Genomic DNA, 8,613 nt, shown 5'->3' with positions numbered 1-8,613 from the left:
GGCCGCCGGCCGGCGGCCCCCGAACCGGCGGGGGCCGCGGTGGGCCAGGCGCCGGGGGCGGCGGCGGCCGGGGCGGGGGCCTGGGAGGCCGTCGGTGTCGGCGCGGGGGCCGTGGGGGGCTGCTGGGTGGGTTCGCCCGCGCCGGGAGGCGGCGTGGGAGCGCCGTGCGGGGCGGGGCGTACGTCGTTCTGCTGGTCGCCGGGCGGGAGGGGGGCGTTCGGGCCGGTGGGCGCGCCGGGGTGGCTGGACGCGCCGGGGTGGCCGGGGGCGCCCTGCACCGCCGGTGCACCGGGGACCGCGCCCTGAGCACCGGCGGCACCATGGGCACCACCGGCCGCTACCGAGCCTCCGGCGGCCCCACGTGCCCCGTGGGCTCCGTGGGCTCCGGGGGCCCCGTGGGCTCCGGACATGGCGGCACCCGTCGCCTCGAAGGCACCGCCGCCACCACCGTGAGCGCCCCGCACGGCAGCCCTGGCCGCCGCGGCCCCGCCTCCCGGCGGAAGGGCCGTGCCCGCGGGGGTGTCGGCGTGCGCGCCGGGGCCCGGCACGTACCCCATGGCGGGCGTACCGGCCCCCGGGGAGAAGTGCACGCCGCGCTCCAGCCGGTCGAGGCGGGCCATCACGGACCGCTCGTCGCCGTACGCGGCCGGCAGCAGCACGCGCGCGCAGATCAGCTCCAGCTGGAGGCGCGGCGAGGTGGCGCCGCGCATCTCGGTCAGGCCTTCGTTGACGAGGTCGGCGGCGCGGCTCAGCTCGGCGGGGCCGAAGGTGCCGGCCTGGGCCTGCATCCGCTCCAGCACGTCGGCGGGGGCGTCGATAAGCCCCTTCTCCACGGCGTCCGGCACCGCCGCGAGGATCACGAGGTCCCGCAGCCGCTCCAGCAGGTCGGCGACGAACCGCCGGGGATCGTTGCCGCCCTCGATCACGCGGTCCACGACCTCGAAGGCGGCGGCCCCGTCCCCGGTGGCGAACGCCTCGACGACGGAGTCGAGCAGCGACCCGTCGGTGTAGCCCAGCAGGGAGGTGGCCATGGCGTACGTCACACCGTCCGCGCCGGCGCCCGCGAGCAGCTGGTCCATGACGGACATGGAGTCACGCACGGATCCGGCGCCGGACCGCACGACGAGCGGCAGGACGCCGTCGTCGACGGGGATGTCCTCCTTCTGGCACACCTCGGCGAGGTAGTCCCGCAGCGTCCCGGGCGGCACCAGCCGGAACGGGTAGTGATGGGTACGCGACCGGATCGTCCCGATGACCTTCTCGGGCTCGGTGGTGGCGAAGATGAACTTCAGGTGCTCCGGCGGCTCCTCGACGACCTTGAGGAGCGCGTTGAAACCGGCCGACGTGACCATGTGGGCCTCGTCGATGATGTAGATCTTGTACCGGCTGCTCGCCGGGCCGAAGAAGGCCTTCTCCCGCAGCTCACGGGCGTCGTCCACACCACCGTGCGAAGCGGCGTCGATCTCGATGACGTCGATCGAGCCGGGGCCGTTGCGCGCGAGGTCGCGGCAGGACTGGCACTCTCCGCAGGGAGTCGGCGTCGGGCCCTGCTCGCAGTTCAGGCACCGGGCCAGGATGCGTGCGCTGGTGGTCTTCCCGCACCCACGCGGACCGCTGAACAGGTACGCGTGATTGACCCGGTTGTTCCGCAGCGCCTGCTGCAGCGGGTCGGTGACATGCTCCTGCCCGATGACCTCGGCGAAGGACTCCGGGCGGTAGCGGCGGTAGAGCGCGAGAGACGACACGCCTACGAGGTTATAGGCGCCCACCGACAACAGGCCCCGCCCCGAATCCCGGGCGGCCCGGGGGGATCTTGGGCCCCGCGCGAACGCAAGCGCCCCCCACGCACCCGCCAGAGCCGACCTACCCTTGCTGCCTTCCGGCCCTGGGGGAGTTCAGTCAGATAGCGCCGCGTGAGGGGCTTCGCACAGCCTACCCGATGCTGAGGTGCGGGAACGAGTTCGCGAGCACTGCTCTCGGTCATGTAATGTTTCCGGCGGAGGATTCGCCTAGAGGCCTAGGGCGCACGCTTGGAAAGCGTGTTGGGGGCAACCCCTCACGAGTTCGAATCTCGTATCCTCCGCCAGTGCCTCACCGGGTACGATGTCGAAGGGCCCCACCGCGAGGTGGGGCCCTTCGGCGTTGTCCCTACGCCTCGTTGTCCTGGTCTTTGTCCACAGCGGGATTTTCCGGCGCTCCCCAGATGGCGCGCTCGATCTTCCGGGCCGCTTCCTTGAGCATGGGATCGGTCACGTGCAGGTACCGCGCCCGCATCCGGGCGGCGCCTCCCGGCTCCCACCCCATGATCTGGTCGATGACCCGGTCCGGGACCCCGAGCAGCATCAGCACGGTGCCCGCGGTGTGCCGCGCGTCATGCAGACGCCCATCCCGCACGCCGGCGTCTTCCAGCAGCCGCTTCCAGTCGTGGTAGTCCGTGTTCGGGCTGAGCGGCCCGCCCAACGGCTTGGTGAACACGTACTCCGACTCGGTCCACAGGTTCCCGGCCGCCGCGCGCTCCCCGGCCTGCACCTCCTTGTGAGCGCGGATCATCACGACCAGCGGGCCCGGGAGCGGCACGGCGCGACGCCCGGCCCGTGACTTTGTGTTCTTCGTCTCACGGCGCACCTGCACCCGTGCCGGGCAGTAGCCGGCCTTCCGGCCGCACGGCGCCGTCTCACCGCACCCGTGCTCGTACTTCGGGCGCAACCGGTTCCGGCGCAGCTTCAAGTACTCGTTGTCCAAGTCCACGTCAGACCACCGCAGTCCGAGCGTCTCGCCCTGTCGCAGCCCGAGCGCCAGGGCCAGCATCCAGCGGGCGCTGTTCCGGCGCTTGTTCACTGCGAGCAGGAGACGCTGAACCTCATCGACCGAGTAGGGCTCCACCTCCGTCTCGTCCTCTTCCATCCGGGGAGGCTTCGCGAGCGCAGCAGCGTTCTTCGCTGCGTGGCCACGCCGCACCGCCTCCCCCAGAGCCGTGCGGGCCGTCCGGTGAGCCTGGTGGGCGGTGCCGGCCTTGCTGCCAGCGCTCTGCATCCGGCGGTAAAGGCTCTCCAGGTGTTCGGGCTCCAGGCGGTCGATGCGGTGCCGGCCGATGCCCGGCACCAGGTACACACGGACTGCCACCTCGTACCCGTCGTACGTGTTCTCGCTTACGACGGGCCGGGCGATGTTCTCGACCCAGTGCTCAAGCCACTTCGCCACTGTCCACGGCTTGCCGGGCTGGCGCGCGGAACCTTCGTCCCGCTGCTTTTCCAGGCGTCGGACCTCGTCCACCAGGTCTTTGCGCGTGGGGCGCGTGAGATGTCGGCGGTAGGGCGTTCCGTCGTCCTTGTAGCCCATGGGCACACGGGCGTGCCACCGTCCGTCCTTGCCTAGATAGATGGCCGATTCACCGTTGGCCCGACGGGTGCGCTTCTCTTCTGCCATTGGCAGTCCTCCGGTGGGTGCGAGGTGGTCAGACAGGAGCGCCGCCCTGCGTGCGGGGCGGCGCTCCAAGTGGGCTTGGTCAGGCGGCCTGCTGCTCGGCCCGGCGCCGGGCGAGATAGGCGGCCGGGGCGTCCGCAGGGACACGGCGGAGTCCGCCGATGGTCAGGGACTCCAGCTCTCCGGTGCGGATGAGGGCGTAGCAGGTAGTGCGGCCGATGCGGAGGCATCGGGCAGCCTCTTCGACGGTCAGGAGAACGGGGGCCAGATCCCTGGCCTCAGCCGGTCGGACGATTTCCACGCTGGCGATGCTCACGCGAGATCTCCTAGGGGCGGGGTGGCCTGTGCTGTCCGAAGCGGGGATTTCTGCGTCATCGCGTCACGTGCGTCAATCAGGCGTCTGACCTGCGGGTTCTTGTGACGCAGCGGTGCGGGCTCTGCGTCACGGATGACGCGGGTGCTCGTCATGGGGTGACGCTGGTGACGGGGGATGACGCAGGTTTCGCCGTCTGCGTCATCGGCTGTCGCCGCAGGCCATCGGCCGTGTGTCGGGCCTGTGGTGACGCAGTGACGCAGGTCTTCCCTACTTAGGAAAAAGAAGGGGTGGTTCTGTGGTCTTTACGCCGCTCAGGGCTTGAAGAACGGGCCGCTTCGCGGCGCGACCTTTGCAGGGCGCTGTCGCGCCGAACGGCAAGAGGAGCACCTCCCCGGGCGGGGCGTGCTCCTCTTGCTTGTCCGCTCGCCCGGGGGGGGCGGTCAGAAGGCGGTCTGCTGTGCGGGCGGCGGGGGCGGGGCCTGGCGGGTGATCTCGATGTAGCGGGCGGCGCTGGTGCGCCCCCAGTCGACCAGGACGCCGCGCGCGGCGAGGGTGGGCTGGATGCGCCGCAGCCGGTCGGAGAGCACCTTGCCGGTGGTGGGCCACCCCTTGGGCAGCGGGCGGCATTCCTCGCCGCTGTAGAGGGTGCTCAGAGCATGCAGCCACTCCGCCGACGTCATCCGCACGTCCTCACCCGGGGCGAGTTCCTCCGCGCGCTTGAGGACCGTCTGCGCCAGCAGGTCCCCCTCAATGACGTCGTCGTTGAGGTCGTCCAGGCTGGCCCGGTACGCCTCCAGCGTCCCGAAGCCGGTGGCCGCGTCGAGCTGCGCGCACAGGTGCGCAAAGTCCGCCATCCGCAGATCGGTAGGAGTCTCGGCCTGCACTGCGCGGACCTTCACGGTCAGGTCGAGCAGGGAGCCGAGGACGACGGGCAGGATCTCGGCGTACTCGGCCCACAGCTCCGCCTCGGTGCGCCGCACCCGGGGGCGTTCCAGGCGCAGGGTGAGGAGCCGTTCGGCGAGGTCGGGGCGGATCACACCGACGTCGATACCGGTCAGCAGCATCGGGCGCCGGTAGCGGGAGCGGACCACGTCGCCGTCGGTGAACAGGGCGCGCTTGATGCTCTCGGCTCCGGTGATGACGCAGCACATCAGGTCGGACAGGTCCGGGGGCAGGTGGGAGAGGTTGTCCAGGGCGGTGATCCATCCGGCCGCAACAGCGGTGATCATGTTCTCTTCGTCCTTGGGGGCGCGGCGCAGGTCGCCGGTCATGCCCTCGATGATCCGCACGAGCATCCGCCCGCCGGTGGACTTGCCGGCGCCCTGCGGACCGGTGAGGAACGGGGCGGGGACGGGCACGGACGGCTCCAGGCAGCCGATCAGCCACGCGATGGCCAGGGCCTCGGTTTTGGCGTCGGCGAAGTTGCACAGCCGCATCAGCAGGTCGATGCCCTTGCCGTTGGTGTCCTTAGCGGGCACCGGGAGTTCCCCGGTGAGCTGGGTGCGCCGCCAGCACACCTCTTCGGGGTCGGGGATGCGGATGTCCCACCCGGTGGGGTGGATACGGACGGAGCGGCCGTCGTCCCGGCCGAGGTCGAGCCAGGTAGCCCCGTCGAAACCGGGGGCCACACGGATGTGCGTGGGCTGCACCTTCTCGGTGAGGGCGAGTGCCTCGATCAAGTCCAGTGCCTCCTTGAGGGCGGTTCCGTTGAAGACGCCGACCCCGTCACGGAAGAGGCCGACCATGAGTTCCTGCCGGTGACTGCCGGTCGTGCCCTGGGAGCGGATCGGACGGGCCACCGGGTGGCCGGTGCGCTGCGCGTACACGGTCCCGTCCACGGTGCGGAAGTACCGGAAGTGCGATTGGGCGTAGTCGGTGATGACCTTGCGGGCGGGGTTCTTCTCGTCGTCGGACACGGTCACAGTCCCAACGTGGTCAGGGCGTTGGCCCACGCGTCGGTGCAGTGCCGCGGGCTTTCGCCCTTGGCCTGCGCGGCGGTGAACAGCCGGGCGACGTGCGTTTCGGTGAGGCAGCCGCAGCGGCCGTGCGTCGACAGCACGGCGAGGAACGTCCGATAAACCGTTGCGTGCACCGCGGCGCGGGCGTCGGTGATGCGCTGCACCGCCATGGCAACGCCGCGCTCCAGGTAGGCGGGTGTGCGGTGCGGGCACTCCCCGCCCCCGCGCCCCGCCAGCACGCTGACGACACGCGACGCCGGCCGGGCCGCGGGCGGCTTGACCAGCGTGCGCACGGCGTCGGGCAGGTCGGTCATGCGGCCGGTGCCGGGCCCGAGGTGGCGGGCGTAGGACATGGACGACTTGACGTCCACCCCAGGCCGGACCGCGTTGCGGGACGTCATGACGCCCCGGTAGATCCAGTGCTCCCCGCGCGTCGTCGCCACGATCCGCGTTGCGGGAAGGGCAGTGCGGGCCCATGCGATGGCGTCGGCGTCGTCCAGGTCTAGGACGGTCAGTCCGGCGCCGCCGGGGTGGTAGCCGACGCACACCGCCCGATCCCACGCCGCCCGCCACGGAGGCGAGGTGATGACGGCCGGGTCGGCGGTGGCGGCGGCCCAGGCGTGGCACACGCCGGGGCAGTAGCAGGGGCCCGGGAGTTTCATGTTCGGCCGGCCGCCGCACGCGTTGTCCGCGCACGTCGGGCAGTTGCCGAACGGGACCTTGCCCTGCCGCAGGGGCAGCACGGGCACCCCGGCGTCGGCCAGGCTCAGGGCGGTGTGCACGAGGCTGGGAAGCGGGCTCATGCCGCCACCTCCCACGCGGGGGCGAGCTGGGCGAGGGCGGCGCGGCCGATGTGCTCGGCGTAGGCCGGGGGGATGCACTCGCGGATGCCGTCGCGGTTCATCCACGGCACCCCCAGCACCCGGCGGGCGAGGGGAACGCCGGAGAAGTTGCCGACGAACTGCCCGTAGTGCCCGGGCGGGACAGGGCGGCCCATCTTCGCCTGCGGCACCAGGTGCGCGGGGTGGTCCGGCTGGGCGAGGGTCAAGCCTCCGCCGGTCTCGAAGAACCGGTGCCGGTAGTTGGCGAGCCGGAACATCTGCCCGCACAGCATCACCGGGGCGCGGAGCTTGGGCACCGCACCCCGTACGTTCTCCATGACCCACGGCCGTCCGGCCGTCTCCAGTGCCGTGCGGGTGGGGGCGATCAGGTCGGGATGGTCGTTGGACTGGATGCGCTGGCACTCGCTGTCGTGCTGGCAGGGCGGGGAGGCGTGGATGAAGTCGAACTCCGCGCCGTGCTCGAGGATGAACGCGATGGCGTCGGCCTGGATGAACCGGAAGGGGTAGCGGGGCTGGGGGTCTTTGTCGACGCCGGTCACGTCGAACCCGGCGTCGTCGTAGCCCTTGCCGGCGCCGCCCTGGCAGCAGTACACGTCGAGCAGGCGCGGCCGGCGGCCGGGCACTCGCCGGAAGGCAGTCGGTTGGGTCATGCTGGGAGACCTCCACAGGTCTGTTGAGGACTGGAGACAAGGGCGGCCCCGTTTCTTTGGCGAGAGGGGGGCCGCCTTTGGCGTGTCAGCCGCGCAGTTCGTTGCGGTTGCGGGCGATCAGCCCGTAGGCGGGCGCGGTGATGGCGTTGTTCTGCTGCCGGACGGGGCCGGCGTAGTGGTGGTGCGTCGTGGTGTGGGTGGCCTTGATCGAGCGGACGGCCGACCCGATAGCGGCGGCGACCGCGGCGATGGCTGCAATGGGGAGGGTGATGAACAGGACGCTGGTCAGGGTCACGGCGGCGAATCCTTGGCAGGCGAGCCAGATGCCGCACCCGATGCCGACGCATCCGGCGCCGGCGCCGATGCCGACGACCGCGGTCCCGGCGGCCCACGCGGGCACGATCCGGTGGTCCGGCTGGGGCACGGGCGGGGTGCTGCCGTAGGCGGGCAGCGGGGTGGTGTCGCGGTACGCGGTCGGGACGTGCGGCACGGGCCGGTAGGCGTCGGCGATGATCCGGCGGGCCTCTTCGGTGGCCTCGGCATCCGTCAGCCGCGGGTACGGGCGGATGGGGTCGGGGGCGCTCTCGTGCGGGGTGTCGGGGTGCACAACGGGGTCCTTTCGAAATGCGGCGGGCAGCCGCCGCGCTGTGCGGTGGCTGCCCGTGCCTGCTTGTCGTCTGCCTTGTCGTGCGGCTTGTCGCTTGTCTTGTCGCCTTCCTTGTCTTGTCGCTTGTCGCCTTGCAGCTCACAAGCCGTTTCCGACCCCCACGACACCCCGGGAAGAGGTAGGCGTGCGGGACGGGTGACAAGCGACAAGCACTAGTAGGGCTTGGTCAGGTTGGTATTAGTTTGGGTATGTCGCGGTGACAGGTGGGGCAGGCGCCGGTCCAGAGTGCGAGGAGTCGCTGCAGTTCGCGGGTGACCCGGTAGAGGCTCAGGCCGGCGCCGTCTCTTTTGGGGACCGGGTGATGCGCTGGAGGGTGCAGAAGGCGTGGGCTGCGGAGACGAGGGTGACGTGGTGGTGCCAGCCGCGCCAGGTGCGGCCTTCGAAGTGGGCCAGGCCCAGGGCCTGTTTCATCTCGCGGTAGTCGTGCTCGATGCGCCAGCGGAGTTTCGCGGTGCGCACGAGGGTGGACAGCGGGGTGTCGGCGGGCAGGTTGGACAGCCAGAACTGGACGGGTTCGGGCTCGGTGGCGGGCCATTCGGCCAGCAGCCAGCGCACGGGCAGTTCCGGGCCGTCGGCGTTCTTGCGGATCTCGCGTCCGGCTGGCCGGATCCGCAGCGCCACGAACCGGGAGTACATGCGCTTCAGGCCGCTGCGGCCGCTGCCGGGCCGGGAGCCTTCCCGCCACTGCACCGGCTTCGCAGCCTGCTTGCCGGCCTCGACGACCAGCTTCTTCACCGTCCGGGCCGTTTCGGGGTAG

Annotated in this window: 8 protein-coding genes, 1 tRNA gene and 1 other RNA gene; 1 reads left to right on the top strand and 9 read right to left on the bottom strand. The window is 71.5% G+C overall.

What is annotated here, in order from left to right:
- Together ACFF45_RS34675 and ffs are read right to left on the bottom strand one after the other, a co-directional pair.
- On the bottom strand, nucleotides 1–1,745 hold a 1,745-nt coding region (locus ACFF45_RS34675; protein WP_381350984.1), incomplete at its 3' end, for a DNA polymerase III subunit gamma and tau.
- Nucleotides 1,746–1,827: 82 nt separating this feature from the next.
- An RNA gene (ffs, locus tag ACFF45_RS34670) (signal recognition particle sRNA small type) lies at nucleotides 1,828–1,926 on the bottom strand.
- A gap of 72 nt (nucleotides 1,927–1,998) precedes the next feature.
- Between ffs and ACFF45_RS34665 the strand changes: the two genes are divergently transcribed.
- A tRNA-Ser gene (locus tag ACFF45_RS34665) sits at nucleotides 1,999–2,086 on the top strand.
- 62 nt (nucleotides 2,087–2,148) lie between these two features.
- On the opposite strand, the gene ACFF45_RS34660 is transcribed toward ACFF45_RS34665, so the two are convergent.
- The 7 genes from ACFF45_RS34660 to ACFF45_RS34630 form a co-directional block, all read right to left on the bottom strand.
- A complete protein-coding gene (locus ACFF45_RS34660) occupies nucleotides 2,149–3,426 on the bottom strand; it encodes a tyrosine-type recombinase/integrase (protein WP_381350982.1) in 1,278 nt (425 codons plus the stop codon).
- A 79-nt stretch (nucleotides 3,427–3,505) separates the two neighbouring features.
- Complete coding sequence (locus tag ACFF45_RS34655; RefSeq protein ID WP_371556133.1) at nucleotides 3,506–3,739, bottom strand: helix-turn-helix domain-containing protein; 234 nt, start codon at nucleotides 3,737–3,739, stop codon at nucleotides 3,506–3,508.
- 440 nt (nucleotides 3,740–4,179) lie between these two features.
- Nucleotides 4,180–5,655 carry an AICE element replication initiation protein gene (locus tag ACFF45_RS34650; RefSeq protein WP_381350986.1) on the bottom strand — a complete coding sequence of 492 codons (1,476 nt, stop codon included), beginning with the start codon at nucleotides 5,653–5,655 and terminating at the stop codon, nucleotides 4,180–4,182.
- Between the two features lie 2 nt (nucleotides 5,656–5,657).
- Entirely contained in the window at nucleotides 5,658–6,500 is an 843-nt protein-coding gene (locus ACFF45_RS34645; protein WP_381350981.1) for a bifunctional DNA primase/polymerase, read from the bottom strand.
- A complete protein-coding gene (locus ACFF45_RS34640; protein WP_381350979.1) occupies nucleotides 6,497–7,189 on the bottom strand; it encodes a class I SAM-dependent methyltransferase in 693 nt (230 codons plus the stop codon). The genes ACFF45_RS34645 and ACFF45_RS34640 overlap by 4 nt, the downstream gene beginning before the upstream one ends.
- A gap of 85 nt (nucleotides 7,190–7,274) precedes the next feature.
- The gene (locus ACFF45_RS34635) at nucleotides 7,275–7,796 is read right to left on the bottom strand and encodes a hypothetical protein (RefSeq protein WP_381350978.1); all 522 of its coding nucleotides are present in this window, start codon (nucleotides 7,794–7,796) and stop codon (nucleotides 7,275–7,277) included.
- 327 nt (nucleotides 7,797–8,123) lie between these two features.
- On the bottom strand, nucleotides 8,124–8,613 hold a 490-nt coding region (locus tag ACFF45_RS34630), incomplete at its 5' end, for an IS701 family transposase (RefSeq protein WP_381350977.1).

The organism is Streptomyces cinereospinus, from assembly GCF_042430725.1.
Lineage (GTDB): Bacteria > Actinomycetota > Actinomycetes > Streptomycetales > Streptomycetaceae > Streptomyces > Streptomyces cinereospinus.
This window is presented reverse-complemented; position numbering and strand designations above follow the sequence as displayed.

Bases quoted from the DNA above. Each gene is read 5' to 3' on its own strand.
- ACFF45_RS34660 (WP_381350982.1), bottom strand. From the start codon at position 3,426: ATGGCAGAAGAGAAGCGCACCCGTCGGGCCAACGGTGAATCGGCCATC.
- ACFF45_RS34645 (WP_381350981.1), bottom strand. From the start codon at position 6,500: ATGAGCCCGCTTCCCAGCCTCGTGCACACCGCCCTGAGCCTGGCCGAC.
- ACFF45_RS34640 (WP_381350979.1), bottom strand. From the start codon at position 7,189: ATGACCCAACCGACTGCCTTCCGGCGAGTGCCCGGCCGCCGGCCGCGC.